This window comes from Natrinema versiforme, assembly GCF_005576615.1.
Lineage (GTDB): Archaea > Halobacteriota > Halobacteria > Halobacteriales > Natrialbaceae > Natrinema > Natrinema versiforme_A.
In genome coordinates, this window is record NZ_CP040330.1 from 3,448,945 (window position 1) to 3,468,271 (window position 19,327).

General features: G+C 65.1%; 19 protein-coding genes and 1 tRNA gene. 12 read left to right on the forward strand and 8 right to left on the reverse strand.

The features are described 5' to 3' along the window. Positions 1 to 59 precede the first annotated feature (59 nt). Complete coding sequence (locus FEJ81_RS17130; RefSeq protein ID WP_138246428.1) at positions 60 to 818, forward strand: SDR family NAD(P)-dependent oxidoreductase; 759 nt, start codon at positions 60 to 62, stop codon at positions 816 to 818. 33 nt (positions 819 to 851) lie between these two features. On the opposite strand, the gene FEJ81_RS17135 is transcribed toward FEJ81_RS17130, so the two are convergent. From FEJ81_RS17135 to FEJ81_RS17145, 3 genes are all read right to left on the reverse strand, one after another. Next, a complete protein-coding gene (locus FEJ81_RS17135; RefSeq protein WP_138246429.1) occupies positions 852 to 1,823 on the reverse strand; it encodes a succinylglutamate desuccinylase/aspartoacylase family protein in 972 nt (323 codons plus the stop codon). A 97-nt stretch (positions 1,824 to 1,920) separates the two neighbouring features. Next, a complete protein-coding gene (locus FEJ81_RS17140) occupies positions 1,921 to 2,253 on the reverse strand; it encodes a type II toxin-antitoxin system PemK/MazF family toxin (RefSeq protein WP_138246430.1) in 333 nt (110 codons plus the stop codon). Between the two features lie 2 nt (positions 2,254 to 2,255). Beyond that, positions 2,256 to 2,600 carry a MarR family transcriptional regulator gene (locus tag FEJ81_RS17145; protein WP_138246431.1) on the reverse strand — a complete coding sequence of 115 codons (345 nt, stop codon included), beginning with the start codon at positions 2,598 to 2,600 and terminating at the stop codon, positions 2,256 to 2,258. Positions 2,601 to 2,724: 124 nt separating this feature from the next. Here FEJ81_RS17145 and FEJ81_RS17150 point away from each other — a divergent pair, with 124 nt between their 5' ends. The 7 genes from FEJ81_RS17150 (at position 2,725) to FEJ81_RS17180 (ending at position 10,258) form a co-directional block, all read left to right on the forward strand. After that, positions 2,725 to 3,243, forward strand: a complete 519-nt coding sequence (locus FEJ81_RS17150) for a peptidylprolyl isomerase (protein ID WP_138246432.1) — start codon at positions 2,725 to 2,727, stop codon at positions 3,241 to 3,243. Positions 3,244 to 3,430: 187 nt separating this feature from the next. Further along, positions 3,431 to 4,039 carry a peptidylprolyl isomerase gene (locus FEJ81_RS17155; protein ID WP_138246433.1) on the forward strand — a complete coding sequence of 203 codons (609 nt, stop codon included), beginning with the start codon at positions 3,431 to 3,433 and terminating at the stop codon, positions 4,037 to 4,039. 117 nt (positions 4,040 to 4,156) lie between these two features. Further along, positions 4,157 to 7,774 (forward strand): PAS domain S-box protein, encoded by a 3,618-nt coding sequence (locus FEJ81_RS17160; RefSeq protein WP_138246434.1) that lies wholly within the window; start codon positions 4,157 to 4,159, stop codon positions 7,772 to 7,774. Positions 7,775 to 7,858: 84 nt separating this feature from the next. After that, positions 7,859 to 8,809 carry an oxidoreductase gene (locus tag FEJ81_RS17165; protein WP_138246435.1) on the forward strand — a complete coding sequence of 317 codons (951 nt, stop codon included), beginning with the start codon at positions 7,859 to 7,861 and terminating at the stop codon, positions 8,807 to 8,809. A 74-nt stretch (positions 8,810 to 8,883) separates the two neighbouring features. Beyond that, positions 8,884 to 9,225 (forward strand): ferredoxin, encoded by a 342-nt coding sequence (locus FEJ81_RS17170; protein ID WP_138246436.1) that lies wholly within the window; start codon positions 8,884 to 8,886, stop codon positions 9,223 to 9,225. A 304-nt stretch (positions 9,226 to 9,529) separates the two neighbouring features. Then, a tRNA-Leu gene (locus FEJ81_RS17175) sits at positions 9,530 to 9,613 on the forward strand. Between the two features lie 390 nt (positions 9,614 to 10,003). Continuing rightward, positions 10,004 to 10,258 (forward strand): hypothetical protein, encoded by a 255-nt coding sequence (locus FEJ81_RS17180; RefSeq protein ID WP_138246437.1) that lies wholly within the window; start codon positions 10,004 to 10,006, stop codon positions 10,256 to 10,258. Between the two features lie 21 nt (positions 10,259 to 10,279). On the opposite strand, the gene FEJ81_RS17185 is transcribed toward FEJ81_RS17180, so the two are convergent. Both FEJ81_RS17185 and FEJ81_RS17190 read right to left on the reverse strand, forming a co-directional pair. Further along, the gene (locus FEJ81_RS17185) at positions 10,280 to 10,714 is read right to left on the reverse strand and encodes a hypothetical protein (RefSeq protein WP_138246438.1); all 435 of its coding nucleotides are present in this window, start codon (positions 10,712 to 10,714) and stop codon (positions 10,280 to 10,282) included. Between the two features lie 115 nt (positions 10,715 to 10,829). Continuing rightward, complete coding sequence (locus tag FEJ81_RS17190; protein WP_138246439.1) at positions 10,830 to 11,564, reverse strand: DUF5806 family protein; 735 nt, start codon at positions 11,562 to 11,564, stop codon at positions 10,830 to 10,832. 172 nt (positions 11,565 to 11,736) lie between these two features. On the opposite strand from FEJ81_RS17190, the gene FEJ81_RS17195 reads away from it, so the two are divergent. Beyond that, on the forward strand, positions 11,737 to 12,873 hold the full coding sequence (locus FEJ81_RS17195; protein ID WP_138246440.1) for a thiolase family protein: 1,137 nt from the start codon (positions 11,737 to 11,739) through the stop codon (positions 12,871 to 12,873). Positions 12,874 to 13,133: 260 nt separating this feature from the next. On the opposite strand, the gene FEJ81_RS17200 is transcribed toward FEJ81_RS17195, so the two are convergent. Continuing rightward, positions 13,134 to 13,550 (reverse strand): hypothetical protein, encoded by a 417-nt coding sequence (locus FEJ81_RS17200; protein WP_138246441.1) that lies wholly within the window; start codon positions 13,548 to 13,550, stop codon positions 13,134 to 13,136. Positions 13,551 to 13,931: 381 nt separating this feature from the next. Here FEJ81_RS17200 and FEJ81_RS17205 point away from each other — a divergent pair, with 381 nt between their 5' ends. After that, positions 13,932 to 14,249, forward strand: a complete 318-nt coding sequence (locus FEJ81_RS17205) for a hypothetical protein (protein WP_138246442.1) — start codon at positions 13,932 to 13,934, stop codon at positions 14,247 to 14,249. Positions 14,250 to 14,436: 187 nt separating this feature from the next. Further along, the gene (locus tag FEJ81_RS17210) at positions 14,437 to 15,612 is read left to right on the forward strand and encodes an MFS transporter (RefSeq protein WP_138246443.1); all 1,176 of its coding nucleotides are present in this window, start codon (positions 14,437 to 14,439) and stop codon (positions 15,610 to 15,612) included. A gap of 65 nt (positions 15,613 to 15,677) precedes the next feature. Here the strand turns inward: FEJ81_RS17210 and FEJ81_RS17215 are convergent, their stop codons facing one another. Next, a complete protein-coding gene (locus FEJ81_RS17215; protein ID WP_138246444.1) occupies positions 15,678 to 16,667 on the reverse strand; it encodes a hypothetical protein in 990 nt (329 codons plus the stop codon). 321 nt (positions 16,668 to 16,988) lie between these two features. Continuing rightward, positions 16,989 to 18,674 (reverse strand): aldehyde ferredoxin oxidoreductase family protein, encoded by a 1,686-nt coding sequence (locus FEJ81_RS17220; RefSeq protein WP_138246445.1) that lies wholly within the window; start codon positions 18,672 to 18,674, stop codon positions 16,989 to 16,991. A gap of 234 nt (positions 18,675 to 18,908) precedes the next feature. On the opposite strand from FEJ81_RS17220, the gene FEJ81_RS17225 reads away from it, so the two are divergent. Continuing rightward, entirely contained in the window at positions 18,909 to 19,322 is a 414-nt protein-coding gene (locus tag FEJ81_RS17225; protein WP_138246446.1) for an EamA family transporter, read from the forward strand. Positions 19,323 to 19,327: the final 5 nt, after the last annotated feature.

Sequence of the window (19,327 nt, forward strand, 5' to 3'; positions counted from 1 at the left end):
GGGTGTTGCGTCGGATAACCATGAACGAATTTATGTGGCAGCCGACCGATGCTGTGCTCATGCGACTCGAAGATCAAACGGTAGTCATCACCGGTGCAGCGTCGGGGATCGGGCAAGCGACGGCCGAGCGCTGCGCCGAGGAGGGCGCACGCGTCATCGTCACGGACATCGACACCGACGGCGGCGAGGCGGTCGCACAGGCCATCGAGGAGGATGGCGGCGACGCGGCGTTCTACGAACTCGACGTCACCGACAGCGACCAGTTCCACGCGGTCGTCGACGAGGTCGCCGAGACCCACGGACTCGACGTGATGATCAACAACGCCGGCACCGGCCACCCGGGCGGCAGCCTCGAGACGCTCGAGGACGACGTCCGGGACTTCGTCATCGACATCAACATCAAGGGGGTCTGGAACGGCTGTCACGCGGCGCTTCCCCACCTGAAAGAGCAGGGCCACGGTGCGATCGTCAACGTCGGCTCGCTGGCGAGTATCCTCGGACTCCCCAAGCAGTCCGCCTACTCGATGAGCAAGGGCGCAGTGTTGAACATGACGAAGGCCGTCGCCGCCGAGGCCGGCCCTCACGGCGTCCGCGCGAACACGGTCTGTCCCGGCTTCACCGAGACCTCGCTGCTCGATCAGTACCTCGAGGACCAAGAGGACCCCGAGGCGGCCCGCAAGCGGATGATCGAACAGTACCCGCTCAAGCGGCTGGCCGAGCCGGAGGAAATCGCGGACGCGATCCTGTTCCTGGCGAGCGAGGAGTCGTCGTTCGTCAACGGCCACGGGCTAGTCGTCGACGGCGGCTTCTCGGCGTGAACTGAGCGGTCACGCCGCCGTTTCGCTCACTTCTTACTCCTCGCGGACCAGCGCCACGCTCGCGAGCTGGTCGCCCGCGGTCACGGTCGCCTCGCGGGTGAGCGCGTAGAGCACGCCGTCCCGGTCCGCGCGGGCCTCGTGGAGCGGCTCGTATGTCGTCGGGTGATAGACCGTCCCGAGCGCCGCGCCCTCCGAGAGTGACGCTCCGATCTCGAGTCCCGGCTCGGGCCGGAAGAGTCCAGAGTCGTCGGCGGTGACCTGTCCGAGGTGGTTCCGCGCGACGATCGGATCGCGGTCTGGAACCTCGCCCGGAAGGAGACCGAGGTACCGACAGACGTCGAGCAGTCCCTCGATCCCCTCCGCGACGACCTCCTCGAGGATCTGTTTGTTATGGGCGAGTTCGGGCGTGATCGACGGGATCCCCTCCTCGGCGGCGGCGACCCGAAGCTTTCCCGCGAAGCCGCGGCGGTGCCACTCGTCGGGGGCCTCCTCGTCGGCCTGCTCGGACAGCAGGAGGTCGGTTCCGAAGGCGTCGGCGAGGCTGCGCGAGCGCTCGTCGTCCTCGCGGTAGACGACGTGGGGAAGCATGTTCGGGCTGCCCGTGTGGAGGTCGACGAGGGCGTCGGCGGCCGTGACGTACTCCCAGAGACGAGCGGCCATGCGCTGGTGGAGGCTGCCCTCGTCGTCGCCCGGCCAGATCCGGTTCATGTTGGGGTTGACGCTATCGAGTTGCTCCGGGGTGGTGTAGGAGACGCGATCGAAGGTCAGCGGGTTCGCGACGGGGACGGCGATCACGGTTCCGGACAGCGACTCGAGGGGCAGGCGCTCGTGGAACCGCCGGAGTACCTCCGTCCCGTTTATCTCGCGGCCGTGCTGGGCCGCCTGCACGTACAGGGTCGGGCCCGGCTCGTCGCCGCGATAGGTGTGGACCGTCGTCGTCAGTTCCACGCCCGACGGCAACCGGGCGAGCGTGATCCGCTCGGCCGTGTGCGTGCCTGCGCTCATGTCCCGCCGTTCTACGTCCCGCGGTATGTACCTGCGGCCGCCCCTCGCCACCATCACCCGAATTCGTAGCTGAAAATAGCGGAGGAAGAGCAGTGGCTTACCAGTGAACGTATTCGGAGAGTTGCGCTGTCGCCTCGTCGACGATATCGTTCCGCAATCTGCCCTGGTAGCTCTCGATCAGGTCCGAATCGATCGAATTGACCGACCACGGCATGATCGAACTCGATCGAGGCGCACCTCCCTCTTCCCAGTCCGCCTCGTCCAGCGGGATTCGTTCCTCGTACCACGTCCGAGTCGTGAGCGAGAGCGAGATATATTGTTCCCCGTGAAACGGCGTCTTCTCGTAATCGATGAGTAGAAACGGACGACCGCTCGAGCCATCTCTGAACGGATCGAGAGCGACGACGACGTCGCCGCGCTCGTAACTCATCGCTATTCGCCCTCGGCAGCGTGTTCTCGCCACTCCTCGAGGTCTTCTTCCCCGTATCGCTCGTCCAGCGCCTCCATGATCCGGTGTGTGCGGTATGCATCGCGAACGGTCTCTCGTTCACCGATCGCCCAGTAGTCTCCCTTGTGTCGAACGAGGTTCCGGTCCTCGAGGCGGCTGAGAACCGTCCCGATCGAATTTTTCTTGATGTCGATCCGTTCAGCGATCTCGGAGGGGGTGTACGCCTTATCGTCGTTCGTCGCGAGGAATCGAACGACCATCTCGGCGTTCGTGAGTGTATTCAGTTCGTCACTGGAACTCTCATCGAACGTCTCGATGTCGATCGGCATGGACGTCAGTAGTGTACAGAGAGTCATAGATGTTTTCCTGTAAGTGGAGTAAGCGATTACACGCGGGCAGCCTCATCCGAGCGAGACCACTAGCGTTTTCACTCGTCCCGCCGTCCCGGAACCTATGGGAGACGTTACTGCGACGCTGCACACCAACAAGGGCGATATCGATGTCGAACTCTACGACGAGCGCGCGCCGCGGACCGTCGATAACTTCGTCGGGCTCGCGACCGGCGGCAAGACCTGGGAAGACCCCGAGACGGGCGAGGAGGTCGAGGACGAGCCGCTGTACGACGACGTGGCTTTCCACCGCGTCATCGAGGACTTCATGATTCAGGGCGGCGACCCGACCGAGACCGGTCGCGGCGGCCCCGGCTACCAGTTCGACGACGAGTTCCACGACGAACTCCGCCACGACGACGCGGGGGTTCTGAGCATGGCTAACTCCGGCCCCGACACCAACGGCTCGCAGTTCTTCATCACGCTCGACGCCCAGCCCCACCTTGACGACCGCCACTCCGTCTTCGGCAAGGTCACCGACGGGATGGACGTCGTCCGTGAAATCGGCACCGTCGACACGAACGCGAACGACCAGCCGAAAGAAGCGGTCGTCCTCGAGTCGGTCTCCGTCGACTACGAGTAATCGTCGCCGGCCGAACGCGGCCGTTTCGATCGATTTTACGGTGGGTCGCGCGCTCGAGTCGACTCGAGCGGACCGCCCACCGCTTGCGACCCGAATCCGATAGCGTTAGGTCGACCCCGCACCCACGAGCGGTATCACTCGCTATCGACGACCGCTACTGGCCGGCATCGGCTCGAGTCTCGGACTCGTGCTCGCGGGCTGTGCGAGCGACGGCGGAGACGAGACGGACGAAGAGACGACTCCCGACGCGGACGAGTCCGCGACGACTGCAACAGTAAGCGGCGACCGCACGGCGACGCTGCACACGAGCGAGGGCGACGTCGAGGTCGAACTCTACGGCGACCGCGTCCCCCGAACCGTCGAGAACTTCGTCGGGCTCGCGACGGGCGAGCGCGCGTGGACCGACCCCGAAACGGGCGAAAAAGCCGAGGGCGAACCGCTGTACGACGATGTCGCCTTCCACCGCGTCATCGAGGACTTCATGATCCAGACCGGCGATCCGACCGGCACCGGTCGCGGCGGCCCCGGCTACCGGTTCGACGACGAATTTCACGAGGACCTGCGCCACGACGACGCGGGGGTTCTGAGCATGGCCAACTCCGGCCCCGACACCAACGGCTCGCAGTTCTTCATCACGCTCGCTCCCCAACCCCACCTCGACGGCCGCCACGCCGTCTTCGGGCGAGTCGTCGACGGAATGGCTATCGTCCGCGAAATCGGCAGCGTCGAAACCGACGGCAACGACCGGCCGACGGACGCCGTCGTGCTCGAGTCGGTCTCGGTCGACGGCGAGTAGGGTGACCGCCGCGGAGGCGGCGACGGACCTCGGAATCACCGGCCTACGGGCCGGACCGTTCCGTTCGACCGGAACGGACCAAGACGTTTTACCGTATGCGCTGCTGTATTTCGGTGAATGGGATCGTCGTCCACTGACGCGGACCAAGAGACGCGTATTCGCCGACAGGAGGTCATCGCGGACCTCAGTCAGCAGGCCCTCGAGACGGGGGATCTCGAGGGGTTGTTGGACGACGCGGCGACGGCCGTCGCGGAGACCCTCGCCGTGGAGTACTGTCCGATCTTCGAACTGCGGACCGACGGCACGGCGGCCGTTCTGCGCGCGGGGAGCGACCTGCCGACGGCGTGCATCGGATCGACAACCGTACCCGCGGAGCGGTCGTCCTCCGCGGGACGCGCTCTCCGGGCCGACGAGCCGGTCGTCGCCGAACTCGACGGCGACGAATCGCCGTTCTCCGGGTCGGGGCCCCTCGCCGCCGCCGACGTTACCGGCGGCGTCACCGTCCGGATCGGGTCGAGCGACGATCCGTGGGGCGTCGTGGGCGCGTACGCGACCGACGGTCGGACGTTCTCCGACGCCGACGGCGCGTTCCTCGAGCGCGTCGCGGACGTCCTCGGATCGGCGATCGAAAACGCCCGCACGCGACGCGACCTCGAGCGGACGGAACGGCGGTTCGAGGCGATCTTCGAGGATCCGAACATCCTCGTGGGACTGCTCGAACCCGACGGAACGGTCCTCGATATCAACGGGACGGCAATGGAGTACATCGACGCCGATCTCGACGACGTGACCGGCGAGCCGTTCTGGGAGACGCCGTGGTGGAGCGGGGACGACGACGACGTGAGCGAGGACGTACGGGAGTGGACCGAACGGGCCGCCGGCGGCGAGTACGTGCCCTTCGAGGCCGATCTCACGGGACCCGACGGCGAACGGTACACGCTCGAGGGCGCGTTCCGCCCGGTCACGGACGACGAGGGGACCGTCACCTCGGTGATCGTCTCGGATCGCGACGTCACCGAGCGCACGGAACGCGAACGCGAACTCGAGGAGTCAGAGCAGCGCTACCGGACGCTGGTCGAGCACTTCCCCAATGGCGCCGTCGCACTGGTCGACGAGGACCTCACCTACCGGACCGTCGGTGGGAGTCCCACGGACACGGCCGGTGCCACGGTCGATGAGGTCGAGGGGCGTCCGGTCTCGGAGGCCGTCCCGTCGTCGCTGGCCGACGACCTCGTGCCGCGCTACGAGGCCGCCCTCGAGGGCGAGTCGAGCGCGTTCGAGGCGACCATCGACGGCCGGGTCTTCGACTTTCAGGTCGTCCCCGTCCGCGACGACGACGGCGAGGTGTTCGCCGCGCTCGGCATGTCCCAGGACGTTACCGAGCGCCACGAGTCCCAGCGCCAACTCGAGGAGTCCGAGCGACGCTACCGGACGCTGATCGACAACTTCCCGAACGGCGCGGTGGCGCTGTTCGACGAGGACCTGCGCTACCAGATCGTTGGCGGTACCGCCTTCGAGGAACTCGAGGACTCGTCGGAGACGATCGTCGGGAAGACTGTCTGGGATCGGTATCCGCCCGACTTGGCCGAGCGAATGGCAGCGTCGTTCGAGGCCGCCCTCGAGGGCGATCCCAATTCCTTCGAGATGTCGCTTCACAACCGGGACTGGATGGCCTACACGGTCCCCGTCACGGACGACGACGGAGAGAGCGTCGGCGGAATGGTCATGAGCCAAGAGATCACCGAGCGCAAGGAACGCGAGCGGAAGCTTCGCGAGCGCGAGCGCCGCCTCGAGCGGTACAAGGAGTACACCGACGAGATCCACGACGCCATCGACGACGTCTTCTACGTCGTCGGTGAGGACGGCTCGCTACAGCGGTGGAACCGGAGTGTGGCCGAGGTGACCGGCTACACCGAGGCCGAACTCGCCGCGATGGAGCCGACGGACCTCATCGCGACGGACGACCGAGCAGCGGCCGTCGACGCCATTCGCCGCGGGTTCGAGACGGGATCAACCAGCGCGGAGCTGGCGGTTCGGACGAAAGACGGCGACACCGTTCCCTTCGAGTTCAACGCGTCGCGACTCGAGGACCCGTGGGGGAACACCGTCCTCGCGGGCATCGGTCGCGACATCACCGACCGGCTCGCCCGCGAGCGACACCTCGAGCGCTACGAGACGATCGTCGAGGTGGTCGACGACGGCGTCTACGTCGTCGACGAGGACGGCTACTTCACGATGGTCAACGAGACCTACGCGGAGATGCTCGGCTACGAGCCAGCGGACCTCGTCGGCGCGCACGTCTCGTTGGTCGTCGACGACGAGATCCACGACCGAATCGAAACGCTCGAGGCGACCGCGGAGAGCGGCGACGAGTGGCCGACGATGGAAGCCGACCTCCGGACGGCCGACGGCGAGACGGTCCCCGCCGAAGCGAACTTCGCGACGCTGCCCGAAGACGACAGCGACTGGCACCGGGTCGGGATCGCCCGAGACATCAGCGAGCGCACGGAACGCAAGCGCCGGCTCGAGGAGTCCGAACGTCGGTACCGGACGCTCGTCGAGAACTTCCCCGACGGCGCGGTGGGGCTCTACGACGAGGACCTCGAGTACATCGTCGTCGGCGGCGAGGCGTTCGACGATCTGGGGATCTCGGAGGACGAGGTCGCTGGCGCGACGATCGCCGATCGGTACCCGGACGACCTCCTCGAGGAAGTCGAGCCGTACTATCGGGCCGTATTCGACGGGGAGGCGAACACGTTCGAGTTCCGGGCCCACGGCCGAGACGTTTTGGCCCACACGCTCCCCGTCCGAAACGAGGACGACGAGATCTTCGCGGGCATGGTGCTGGCACAGGACGTCACGGAGCGCCGCGAGTACGAACGGAAAATCGAGGACTCCAACGAGCGCCTCGAGCAGTTCGCCTACGCGGCCAGCCACGACCTGCAGGAACCGCTGCGGATGGTCACGAGTTACCTCACGCTGCTCGAGAACCGCTACGCGGACGCCTTCGACGAGGACGGGCAGGAGTTCCTCGCGTACGCCGTCGACGGGGCCGACCGGATGCGAGAGATGATCGACGGCCTCCTCGAATATTCGCGCGTCGAGACCCGCGGCGACCCGTTCGAGCCGATGGACCTCGAGGCGGTCGTCGACAACGTGCTGGCGGACCTCCAGTTCCGGATCGAGGAGACCGACGCCGAGGTCACCGTCGAAGCGTTACCCCGCCTCGAGGGCGACGCGAGCCAGTTACGGCAGGTGTTCCAGAACCTCTTGTCGAACGCGCTCACCTACAGCGGGGACGAGCCCCCGCGGATTCACGTCGGCGCCGAGCGCCGCGAGGCGCCACGCGCCTCGGACCGGCGGCGCACGGAACGGGGTTCCGCGGACGAGCGAGCGGCGAACTCGTTCGAGACAGCGAAGCCGTCTCCTGATGACGGAAGTCCCGAATCGACTTCCGACTCACCGCGAGAGGACGGCGACGCCGCGGAGAACGCCGGCGACGAGTGGGTGATCTCGGTCGCGGACGAGGGAATCGGCATCGACGACGAGGATCAAGATCGGGTGTTCACCATCTTCGATCGCCTCCACAGCCGCGAGGAGTACTCGGGGACCGGTATCGGCCTCGCGCTCTGTGAACGCATCGTCCAACGCCACGGCGGCGACATCTGGGTCGAATCCGAGCCCGGCGAGGGATCGACGTTCTTCGTCGCCCTTCCCGCCTCGCAGGCGGAGTAGTACGGTCTCGAGTCGCCGGCCCCCGTCGCGACGACGAAACGACAACGCCCCGGGACTTTACTCACGCGCGGTCATATTGCGGGTATGGGCTGGACAGCAGACGAGATTCCCGACCAGAGCGGACGCACGATCGTCGTCACGGGCGCGAACAGCGGCATCGGCCTCGAGGCCACCCGCGAACTCGCGCGCAACGGCGCGACGGTGATCATGGCCACGCGGAGCACCGAGCGCGGCGACGACGCGGCCGACGAGATCCTCGAGGACGTTCCCGACGCCGACCTCCGCGTCGAGGAGTGCGACCTCGCCGACCTCGAGTCGGTTCGGGACTTCGCGGACCGACTCACAGACGAGACGATCGACGTACTGATCAACAACGCGGGAGTCATGGCGATCCCACGGTCGGAGACCGAAGACGGCTTCGAGACCCAGTTCGGCGTTAACCACCTCGGCCACTTCGCGCTGACCGGACTACTGCTCGAGAATCTGGCGACCGACGAGGGGGAGCCGGCGCGGGTCGTCACCGTCTCGAGCGGCGTCCACGAGAACGGCGAGATCGACTTCGACGACCTCCAGGGCGAGGCGTCCTACGACAAGTGGGACGCCTACGCCCAGTCGAAACTGGCGAACGTGCTCTTCGCGTACGAACTCGAGCGGCGGTTCCTCACGGCGGATATGAACGCGGAGAGTATGGCGGTACATCCGGGCTACGCCAACACGCAGCTACAGGTCCGCGGGCCCGAGCAGAGCGGAAGCCGGCTCCGAATGGCGGCGATGAAACTGATGAACGCGGTGGCCGCCCAATCGGCCGAGATGGGCGCGCTACCGACGCTGTACGCCGCGGCCGCGCCCGAGGTCGAGGGCGGCGCGTACTACGGCCCCGGCGGCTTCCAGAACATGCGCGGGACGCCCGAGCGACAGGCCTCCTCGGATCGGTCCTACGACGAGGAGACGGCCCGTCGGCTGTGGGCGGTCTCGGAAGAACTGACCGGCGTCACGTACGACCTGCCGGAACCGAAAGCCGAGGTCGCAGCGTAGGGCCGGGGGCCCCGCGCTCGTCGTCACCTGCGGCAACCGTAACGCGAAAGACGATACAGTCAAACCCCTACGTAATGAGCGACGACGACGGCATTCAACGCGCGAGCGACGTCGGTTCCAGCGACGCGCCGCCGGTCGAGGAGAAACCGTACAAGATCATCTTCGAGGCCAACAAGTGCTTCGGCGCGGGCAAGTGCGCCGAGGTCAGCGCCAACTGGGAGATGTCCATCGCCTCGGGCATGGCCAAACCCAACGAGTACTTCTTCGGTGAGGAGGACCTCGAGCACAACGTCCGCGCCGCGGAGATCTGTCCCGCGAAGAAAGACGAGGGCTGTATCCACGTGGTCGACCGCCGGACCGACGAGGAGATCGCACCGGACCCCCACGGCGACGGCACGCTGAGCGTCGACTGGTAGCACCCGTCTCGAGGCGCAGCTCTGACCGCTCGAGGACACACCGAAACGCACATCCCCACCCTGGAACAACGGTCGAGTGCCTTCTGTGCGAGGGGAGCCAAGCAGGCCAACGGCGGTGGGCTTATCACGCCGGGACCTTTTGCTGCGTTTCGCTCGCGAGCGCTCGCTCCACTTGCAAAATCTCCACCAAAAGCCGTCGTCACCCCCGCTGGGGGTTCCTCGGCCCGCTCGCTCCCGTCGGTCACTCGCGGTACACACCGAAACGCACATCCCCACCCCGGAACAACGATCGATTGCATTCTGTGCGAGGGTAGCCAAGCAGGCCAACGGCGGTGGGCTTAAGACCCGCTCCCGTAGGGGTCCTTGGGTTCAAATCCCAACCCTCGCACTCGTCACGAGCACCCGCGAGTGACGAGTGTGAGACGCGGGATTTGAACGAGAGAAGTCGCAGCCCGGACGTGAGCGAACGCGAACGTCCCGGAACGTCTTCGCGTTGTTCAAATCCCAACCCTCGCATGTCGCCGCGAACACACTGCGAGTGACGAGTGTGCAACGCGTGACTTGAACCAGACCGAGGTTCTGCGAGCAATGCGAGCAGGTTCTCGAGCGTGGTTCAAATCCCAACCCTGCAAGCGAGGTCGGCAAGAGCACGCAACTCGAGGGCGGCATAGCTAGCAGATACAGCGCGGTCGAGCGGGGTCAGAACTGCTAGCGCTGCCGTGCAGGAGCGCGCAGGTACAACCGTTTCACCCGATCGGGTGGTAGTCGACGGCGTTCGATGAGCGATCGGAACACCGCGAATCGGGACGACGAGGGGTCACGGATCGCGACCAATCGAGCGGCGGCCGCTATTGCCGTCGGATCGCTGCTGGTCGCGGGCGCAATCGCGTTGCTCGCCCGGCGCGGCCTGCTCGAGTTCCTCGTCGCTCGCGGGGTCGCCGTAGACGCGTTGCCGTTCTATCTGCTGTTCGTGGCCCTCTTACTCTGGCTCGTGGTCTGGAGTTGGGGACGGTTGATGTCGCTCCTCCAGTGAGAATCGTCGATAGCGGCCCCTTCACGCGTAGCGTCGGGGGAGCAAGACCGCGAGCGGGGCGTAGATCGCCGCCGTGATAACGAGCGTTATGAGGATACCGAGGCGAAGGTCCTCGGAGACGAGCCGCCACGAGAGCAGCAGAATCCCCGCGGGCGGGAGCGCGAGGCCGGCCGCCGTCCGATGAAACTGGCGGAGCCGCTTCCCCGCTTCCACCGACGTCAGCGCCGGCTCGCTGTGCTCGTCATCGTCGTCCGCCATGAAAGCGGGAACGGAGAGGTACATCCCGAGGCCGACGACGAACCCGACGACCGCGCCGAACGCCAGATCGCCGAAGAGTTCGAGACCGACGTACGCGAACACCGGCACGTCCAGCGCTCCGGCGACGAGCCCGATCAGCGTGGGCGAGAGCTGTCCCTCCGCGGTTGACTCCGACTGCTGACGACCTGACCCGCTCATTCGTACGTCGACCGACTCACCCCAGCCATATGACGTTGCTGTCACGCGGCTCAAGCGAAAACCTCGCTCGGTGATCCGGCGGCGCTCGTCGGGAGCGCGGCGAACTGCTGACGGCTTACTCCTCGCCGTCGACCACGTCCTCGGCGCGGAGTTCCTCGCTGGCCTCCCGGACCTCCCGCATGACACTCGAGATGCGTTCCTCGGCCTCGAGTTCGTCTTCGACGGAGAGGTCGACGCCCTCGACCTCGAGGAGGAACTTGGCGACCTCGGTGGCCTCGTACATCACGTCGTCGAGCTCCTCGGCGGTGAAGAAGTCACACATCGCGCCATAGAGGAAGGTCGCGCCGGCGGTTCGGACCTTGTCCTCGAAGGAAGAACGGGCCTGATTGACCGCCTGCGGCGTGTAGGTGTCGGTCATGAAGGGGACCAGATCGGGCAGGTTCTCGCCGATCTTGGTCATCTCGACGCCGGTCTCGGTCCGGAAGTCCGAACAGAGCCGGGCGATGGCCCACTCGCGGGCGGTGATGTAGGTCCGATCCCGCAGGAACTCGTTGACCCGGTCGTACTGCGCGCCGTCCATCTTGGTAAAGCGGGCGTATTTCTGGACGTCTTCGGGGATGTCGTTTGCTTCGGGTTCGGGGTCCGGAACGCCCGGCATCGATCCCTCGCCGTCGCCCTCGGACGCCGCCCGCTCGTCGCTACCCGTCGCGGGCGATTCATCGCCCGCCGGTGGCTCGTCCGTCCCCGTCGCAGCGTCCGCGCCGCTCGAGTCCTCGTCCGGTCCGGCCGACTCGTCGGATCGTTCCGGGCGATCGGAATCGGACCGATCGACCGTCTCGTTGCCGTCCATGGAGGGCCATTACCAAACGGCGGGCAAAAGGATTCCCCTCCCCCGTGGCGGTCCGCGACGGGGCCGGATCGCCGGCAACGGGCGCTCAGACGCTAGCCGGGCGGCCATAAACACGTTTCCCGTCCTCGAGAGTTCGACCGGATTTAAGGTCGTGAGGGACCTTCGGTAGTATATGTCACAGACGCCAGTCGTGGTCGAGGCAGTCCGGACGCCACAGGGGAAAGAAGACGGCGTGTTCGCCGACGTTCGCAGCGAGGACCTCTCGGTGCCGCTGATCGACGAGATTCTGGCCGAGACCGGCGTCTCCGGCGAGGAGGTCGACGACCTGATGTGGGGCTGTGCCCAACAACGCGGCGAACAGGACAACAACCTCGCCCGCGTCATCGCCCTGCTCTCGGAGCTCGGCGAGAACGTGCCGGCGACGACGATCAACCGCTGGTGTGCCTCCTCGATGCAATCGGTCATCTCCGCCTCCGACGCCATCGCGGCCGGCAACCGCGACGCCATCATCGCCGGCGGCGTCGAGAGCATGAGCCGCGTCCCGATGGGCGAAGGTTTCTCGGAGATCCACCCGCGGCTGGCCGAACTCTACGACCTCGGCGACCTCCAGATGGGGATGACCGCCGAGAAGGTCGCCGAGGAGCACGGCATCAGCCGCGAAGCTCAAGACGAGTACGCCGCACGGAGCCAGCAAAACGCCGTCGAGGCCACCGAAGAGGGTCGCTTCGACGACGAGATCGTCCCGATCGAGACCGAGGACGGCACCGTCGAGGAAGACGAGGGCCTCCGCCCCGGCACGACCCCCGAAAAGCTCGCCGAACTGCCGACCGTCTTCAAGGACGACGGCTCCGTGACACCCGGCAACGCCTCCCAGATCTCCGACGGCGCCTCGGCCCTGCTGGTCACGAGCGAGGCCTTCGCCGAGGAACACGACCTCGAGATCATGGCCAAAGTCGGCAAGAACAACGTCGCCGGCGTCGATCCGACTGTCATGGGCATCGGCCCGGTCCCGGCGACGAAGGGGCTGCTCGAGCGCAACGGGCGCGACATCGACGAGTACGACCTCGTGGAGCTCAACGAGGCCTTCGCGAGCCAGTCGCTGTACTCCCGGGACGAACTCGGGATCGACCCCGAAATCTTCAACGTCAACGGCGGTGCGATCGCCATCGGCCACCCGCTGGGGGCCTCCGGCGCTCGCCTCCCCGTGACGCTGATCCACGAACTCCAGAAGCGCGGCGGCGGCCTCGGGCTGGCGACGCTCTGTGTCGGCTTCGGGCAGGGCGCGGCGATTGAATTCGACGTCAACTGAGACGGGTACGCTAGACCTTTTGGTCCAGATTTTGCGAGGCCGACCCGAGTGAAGCGAGCAGGTCGGCCGAGACAAAAGGTGGTCGCGTCAGGGCGCGGCGATCGAGTTCGACGTCAACTGAGACGGTTGCGCTAGCCTTTTTGGTCTTTTCGCGAACCGGCCGAGACGAGAGGTGAGCGGCGAGAGACGATACTCGAGTGTGGCCGAGACTGAACTGCTCGAGGTATTTGCAGGGGCGAAAAATGGGCTGGGAAAGCGGCCTAGAACAGACCGTCGGAGATCCACTCCGGCATCCCGGCGAACGGGTCGTCAGGTGCGTCCGTGGGTTCCTCAGGGGTTTCGACGGAGTCCTCGGGGGCGTCCGTTGGCGCTTCATCGTCGGGCGCTTCTTCGGGGTCCTCCGACACGTCTCCGAGGTCGGTCGGGACGTCAACGGAGAGATCGAGGTCGTCGAGCGGGTCACTCTGGGAGTCGTCTACGACGTTCTGGGCTTCGACCTCGAGTGACTCCTGGGTGACCTCGTTGATCGACTCTCGTTCGCTGATCTGCGAGACGTTTTCCTCGACGGACTGTTCTTCGGCGGCCGCCACCGCCCCCGTCCCGGCGACGGTTGCGAGCAGGCCGATCGTGATCGCGACGACGAGTACCGCTCCGAACCGATTTCTCCTCCGTGTCATGGTTGTACTGCCCTCATGGGCAGGCCGTCCGATCGGGGTTAGTGACGATAAACCAACAGAACCGTTCGCCGATCGAACAGCGAGTTTCGCCGGTGAAATCGGGTTCGGGACACCGTACGCGAGCGACGGGCGACGCCGGCGGTGCGGCGAGGAACCGGTGGGGGAGACGGGGACGGCAGCGACACGGCACGGAATAGTCTCGAGTTACCAGTGGTCGACGAACCGAAAGCAGACGGTATCGCCGCGGGAGCCGGTTCCCGTATTCCGTCCCTACCGGACGACCCCGTCGAGCCGCGCCGCGGCGGCGAACGAACACCGGATCCCGGTCCGGATCGCCGCCGTCGGCTGACCGTTTTATACTCTCGAGCCGTACGCTCGCGCATGCAAACCGGCCTCCTCGCGATCATCGTCGGGATCCCGCTCGCGTGGCATCTCGGGCTGACCGCCCTAGCCTACTACGACGCCGGACGGGTCGGACTCGAGCCGCCGAAGAAGTGGGCGGCGATCACCTTCTGCATCCCGCTGATCGGCTTTTTCATCTACCTGTTCGAGCGCAGCGAGCTGTCGTACGATCCGGAGACCGATCCCTATCGGGGACACAACGTCAACATCCATCCCTCGCGGGCGGACGACAGTTCGCTGCCGTCGCGCGGTGACGACCGACTGTCACTGGAAGACGACCGAGACGAGGAGGAGTAGCCGAACGCCGTCGAGCGGGAGGTGGACGGCGAGCCACTGTCATGGGGCGGCTGCCGACCGGAAATGTGTGATCGGTCATATATCCCTCGGTGGTTGTGAACAACAGACATAGTCGGAGGAGACGGAGTCCGTCGATGCGTTGTACCGGAGCGGCGACCTTTTTTATCCGGGAACGCGGAGCCCGAGTATGGACCGGGCCCGCGGCTGGACGATCGCGATCTTTCTGTTCGTGTTCGGCGACGCAGTGGCGATGCAGGCCCGGGGGCCGATCCTCTCGGAACTCGAGGCCGGATTCGGCGTCTCCGAGGGTGCACTGGGGCTGGTCGCACCGGCCGGGACCGCCGGCTTCGTGGTCGCCGTGGTCGCGACCGGGCTGCTCGCGGGCCGACTCCGCATGCGACGAACGCTGGTGGTCGGGGTCGTCGGCGTCGCCTGCGCGCTCGTCGCGATGGCGGCCGCGCCCCTGTACGCGGTCTTCCTGCTCGCGCTGCTCGCACAGGGGGCCGCTGCGGGCGCGTTTCGCGGCGTCGACCGCGTCGTATTGAGCCACCTCCACGCCGCCCGGCGCGGCCGGGTGTACACGGCCTACGCGCTCGTCTGGGCCGTCGGCGCGGTCGCCGGCCCGCAACTCGTCAGCGCCGTGCTCTCGGTCGCCGACTGGCGGGCCGTCTTCGTCGTCATCGCGCTCTGTTTCGTGCCGACCGCGGTCGCCGCCGGCCGCCTCGAGCTCCCCTCGATGTCCGCCGAGCGGTCGCTCTCGCGGGCCGCGCTCGCGGACCTGCTCCGCCGACCGTCGGTCGTCGGCGCGTGCGTCGGCATGCTGCTCGTCGGAGCCGTCGAGGGGATCATGTTCACGTGGCTCGCGTACTACGCGGGCGAGTTCTACGCCACGGCGACAGCGAACCTCCTGCTGTCGACGTACCTGCTCGCGTACATCCCCGCTCGGTTCGGATACACGCTCGCCGTCGACCGCGTGCCGTATCTCGCGCTGTTGTTCGTCGCCGTCCTGCCCGCGATCCCGGCGCTCGCGGTCGCGTTCTCCGGGACGACCGGCCCCGTGCTGTTCCTCGCCGTCTTCGTCGCCGGCGCGGGCCTCTCGAGTGGCTTCCCGATACTGGCGGCCTACGCCGTCGAGGCCGCGCCGTCGTACACCGGGCCGCTCAACGCGCTGACGACCGGCGCGACCTACGCGGGAATCGCGACCGCACCCGCCGCCGTCGGCGCGCTCGCGGAACTGTACGGCATCGGGCGCGCGCTGTGGCTCGCGGTCGCCATCGCGGGCGCGCTCCTCGTCACGATCGGAGCGACGTGGCTGTGGACCGGCACGGCGACCGCGCCGACGGTCGCGACGGCGTCGGATTAAATCCCAGATAGACAACGAGACTCAAGAACGAGATAATCAGACGATTGCTGTTTCAGCGAATCACGTTAAAGCGTTGGATTGTCGCAGCTCGACGTGTATTGGTGACAGGACAATATCGTCAAACCAACACCTGGGAGACAAATACTGATAATAGTTAAGGCACAAGCAGCGCCTATCGGGCCAAAAAAGCCACATCCAGCGGCGGCCAGCCCACAATTAGGCGCTGACGTTATCAAATCGGCAGCACAGGATATCGCCATTTTACTACATTCTTTTGACTGATGGGATTGTATCGAAATTCCATCAGATTGTGTGAATTGATCCGAGAGGGGAGTTGTTTCTGTAACGGCCATGGTATCATAATCAATTCGAGTGATAGTCTCCCCAGAGAACACCACGATCTCGTTCCGACCTTCCCGTTTCTTTTTTGCTCTCTGCCCACGTGAATCCTTCAATTCAGAGATGACAGAGATGCTTGTCTGATCGCGCTGTTCTGTTTCTGTCACCTGCAGAGCGTTTTCGCGTTCGGCATCAGTCGGTTCCCTGACGAAAATGAGTGGCTTGTCGACAGATTTCGAGAGTACCTTGGCATTTGTATTTTTCGGCCATCCTATTGAGCCAGAAATTCTCTTTTCGATTCCTGTTGGGATATTCGATTTCTCGAGATCGATATACGCAATCCCGTCACTTTCGTCTAATGTCTTTCTCAGGACACCGTACTTTGTCTGTATAGAGAGGATACTGGATAGTTTTGTGCCGTCTTTTTCTAGAGAGTATACAGTGGCATCATCCGTGGACATTTTTCCAGGAGTGATGGAAAGTGTCTCTAAGATAGATTCCACAGTCGGATCGCTAAGCATCTCTTCAATCTCACTCGCTTCTGCAGAGCGTTCGTTTGATACGGGAGCGTTCGACGTAGCAGAGACGGCATTGGAAGTTCCGACTATCCCTGCTGTACCGGCTAAGCCACCCCCAAGAGAACTGAGGACTTTTCTTCGTGCGATATTGTTTGATTGTTCATCGTTATAGTCGCTGTTATACGAATTACCCATCATACTGTAACCTTACATTTCAGCACCCATACTTATATTTTTCTGCTGTTATGATATGCGTGTATCCCACGAGGTATCCCATAATACGCAGTTGTTTCCTCATCGGCACACCCATTTACATACGGACATGTTCCGGAGAGCGCTATTCTGGCAGAATCTTTTGAGGGGATCGGAAAATGCCGGAACAGTACAGAAAAATTGCTAGAGATCGACGACGAGAACCCACTAAACCGGTTACGGAACCAGATTATCACAATTGAGCGACCACGAAGACGGGACGACACCACCGCCGTTCCCGTCGACGATGACATTGGCAACGCGACTTCAGTCGTCTGCTGGCGTGCCGTGACCGCTCTGGAACTGCGCGTCGGGGACCGTTCCGTCGTCGTTCCAGCCGCGTTCGTCGTAGTACTCCGCGAGTCCCTGCTCGAAGTCCGGAATCTCGTAGGGGAGCCGATCGTCGGCCCGGTCGAAGCCGCGCTGATTGTTGAAGTGGCGCTCGAGGGAGACGATCTCGCCGCCGAGTGCGAGCAGTTCCTCGTAGTCGGCGTCGAGCAGTCCTTCGAAGCGCTCCTCGGTGATGAAGTCCCGCGAGAACTTACAGAGGACGGCGCTGTCCTTGATGACGTTGCTGTTCTCGAGTTCGACCACCTTTGGCGGTTTCCCCTCGAGGCCGGACTTGTCGAAGGCGTCGTCGGCGTCGACGAGCGGGTACTCGTAGGGGTAGAACTCGGCGTACATGTGGTCGGCACCGCGGTTCGAGGTGGCGAAGGCCAGTCCCTGTCCGTTCAGGGTGCGACCGTCGTGGGCGGCGAACTCCATGCCCTTGACCGACCAGTTCTCGACGCCGAGGTCGTCGTGGATACGGTCGATGCCCTCCGCGAGCTGATCCCCGACGCCCTCGCGGTAGGCGATCTTCTCGACGAGGTCGTGGATCAGGTCGACGTTACCGAACTCGTCTTCGCTGGCGAGGTAGGCCGCGATGGTGTCGCCCGCCGAGATGGTGTCTACTCCGTACTCGTCGCAGAGCTTGTTCGACTTCATCACGTCGACGATGTTGTCGACGCCCGAGTTCGGGCCGAAGGCCATCAGCGTCTCGTACTCGGGACCTTCGGTCTCGAGGCCGGACTCCTCGTCTCGAGTCGGCAGTTTGCAGGCGAAGGCACACGACGAGCAGGTGCCTTTCTTGTACTTCTTCTCCTCGACGCGGTCGCCGTTGACCCCCTCGATGCCCTCGAAGGAGAGCTCCGAGAAGTAGTAGCTCGGCAGGGCCTCGACCATGTTTGCGTACTCCGCGACGGAAGTGGTGCCCTGATCACGCATCGGGCTGTCGGAGTTTGCGGCCTCGCCATGGATCTCCATCTGGAGCGACGGGATCTCGACCTCGCGGGTCGAGTCGCCGTCGAAGGTGATCGCCTTGACGTTTTTCGATCCCAGCACGGCACCGAGTCCGCCGCGGCCGAAGGCTCGCTCCTCGGAGGTCATGATCGAGGCGAACCGGACCCGATTCTCGCCGGCCGGCCCGATAACGGTGGTGTGCTCCGAGCCGAGGCCGTGTTCGTCCTCGATGTACTCGCAGGTCTCGGGGACGGTCGCCTCCGCGAGGTCGGGTACTTCCTCGAACTCGACGCCCTCGTCGGTGACGTGGACGATGACGAGTTCGTCGCTCGCGCCGGTGATCTCGACGGCGCTGTAGCCCGTGCCGGTGAAGTTTCGCGAGAGGAAGCCGCCAGCGTTCGAGGACAGCAATCCGTCGGTCAGCGGCGAGACGCCGGTCGCCGACATCCGGCCGGTGAAGCTCATCATCGAGTGCTGGAGCGGCCCCGTCGCGAAGAACAGCCGGTTTTCAGGCCCCAGCGGGTCGGCGTCGAACGGGATCCGGTCGTGGGCGAGTTTCGTGCCGAGCGCCCGCCCGCCGATCGACGACTCGAGGAGGTCGTCGATGTCCTCGGTCTCGGCCGTTCGGTCGCCGACATCGATCGAATACAGCGGTCCCCGTACGTGTTTCATAGTCACACAGTGGTGGTCACGGCCGCAAAACGGTATCGGTTTTCGAGATCGGGGCCGCGGTTCGACCCGCCGTCGTAGCGTGTCACAGGCGGTTGTCGACGGCGTTGGAACGACATCCGACCCGCCGGTTCGGCCGCGGATCGGTGACACTGAACGCCCTATCCCCGCCTCTCACTCCCACGTTCACTCTCGCTCGAGCGGAACGTTTATCCGAGTACCGAAGAAGCCGCCCGCATGGCCAACACGGCGATCCTCTTTGCGCTCGGTGCATTGCTCCTGTACGGCGGCTGGGCGGTGGCCGGCGGCGTCGCGACGCGGTCGCTCTCGCCCGTGAACGCGGTGTTTCTCTCCTACGTCGCGAGTATCGTCATCGCCGGCGGCTACGTGCTCTCGCTGCGCCGTCCCATCTCCGGAACCCGCGTGGACATCGTTTTCGCGCTCGTCTCCGGGGCGTTCCTCGCGGCCGCCTCCATCAGCTTCTACGCCGGTCTCGCCCGCGGGAACATGGCGATCATCTCGGCCATCGCCGCCCTCTACTTCGTGATCCCGGCGATCGTCGGCGTCTTCTACTTCGAGGCACAGCTCTCCCCGACGAACGTCGCCGGGCTGGCGCTCGCGGTCGTCGCCGTCGGCCTCGTCGCGGCCTGATTCGG

Excerpts from the sequence above, each read along its gene's own strand:
- FEJ81_RS17165 (WP_138246435.1), top strand. The coding sequence starts at position 7,859 with ATGGGCTGGACAGCAGACGAGATTCCCGACCAGAGCGGACGCACGATC.
- FEJ81_RS17135 (WP_138246429.1), bottom strand. The coding sequence starts at position 1,823 with ATGAGCGCAGGCACGCACACGGCCGAGCGGATCACGCTCGCCCGGTTG.
- FEJ81_RS17195 (WP_138246440.1), top strand. The coding sequence starts at position 11,737 with ATGTCACAGACGCCAGTCGTGGTCGAGGCAGTCCGGACGCCACAGGGG.
- FEJ81_RS17170 (WP_138246436.1), top strand. The coding sequence starts at position 8,884 with ATGAGCGACGACGACGGCATTCAACGCGCGAGCGACGTCGGTTCCAGC.
- FEJ81_RS17180 (WP_138246437.1), top strand. The coding sequence starts at position 10,004 with ATGAGCGATCGGAACACCGCGAATCGGGACGACGAGGGGTCACGGATC.
- FEJ81_RS17130 (WP_138246428.1), top strand. The coding sequence starts at position 60 with ATGCGACTCGAAGATCAAACGGTAGTCATCACCGGTGCAGCGTCGGGG.
- FEJ81_RS17225 (WP_138246446.1), top strand. The coding sequence starts at position 18,909 with ATGGCCAACACGGCGATCCTCTTTGCGCTCGGTGCATTGCTCCTGTAC.
- FEJ81_RS17215 (WP_138246444.1), bottom strand. The coding sequence starts at position 16,667 with ATGATGGGTAATTCGTATAACAGCGACTATAACGATGAACAATCAAAC.
- FEJ81_RS17150 (WP_138246432.1), top strand. The coding sequence starts at position 2,725 with ATGGGAGACGTTACTGCGACGCTGCACACCAACAAGGGCGATATCGAT.
- FEJ81_RS17200 (WP_138246441.1), bottom strand. The coding sequence starts at position 13,550 with ATGACACGGAGGAGAAATCGGTTCGGAGCGGTACTCGTCGTCGCGATC.
- FEJ81_RS17220 (WP_138246445.1), bottom strand. The coding sequence starts at position 18,674 with ATGAAACACGTACGGGGACCGCTGTATTCGATCGATGTCGGCGACCGA.
- FEJ81_RS17210 (WP_138246443.1), top strand. The coding sequence starts at position 14,437 with ATGGACCGGGCCCGCGGCTGGACGATCGCGATCTTTCTGTTCGTGTTC.
- FEJ81_RS17160 (WP_138246434.1), top strand. The coding sequence starts at position 4,157 with ATGGGATCGTCGTCCACTGACGCGGACCAAGAGACGCGTATTCGCCGA.
- FEJ81_RS17205 (WP_138246442.1), top strand. The coding sequence starts at position 13,932 with ATGCAAACCGGCCTCCTCGCGATCATCGTCGGGATCCCGCTCGCGTGG.
- FEJ81_RS17145 (WP_138246431.1), bottom strand. The coding sequence starts at position 2,600 with ATGCCGATCGACATCGAGACGTTCGATGAGAGTTCCAGTGACGAACTG.
- FEJ81_RS17190 (WP_138246439.1), bottom strand. The coding sequence starts at position 11,564 with ATGGACGGCAACGAGACGGTCGATCGGTCCGATTCCGATCGCCCGGAA.
- FEJ81_RS17185 (WP_138246438.1), bottom strand. The coding sequence starts at position 10,714 with ATGAGCGGGTCAGGTCGTCAGCAGTCGGAGTCAACCGCGGAGGGACAG.
- FEJ81_RS17140 (WP_138246430.1), bottom strand. The coding sequence starts at position 2,253 with ATGAGTTACGAGCGCGGCGACGTCGTCGTCGCTCTCGATCCGTTCAGA.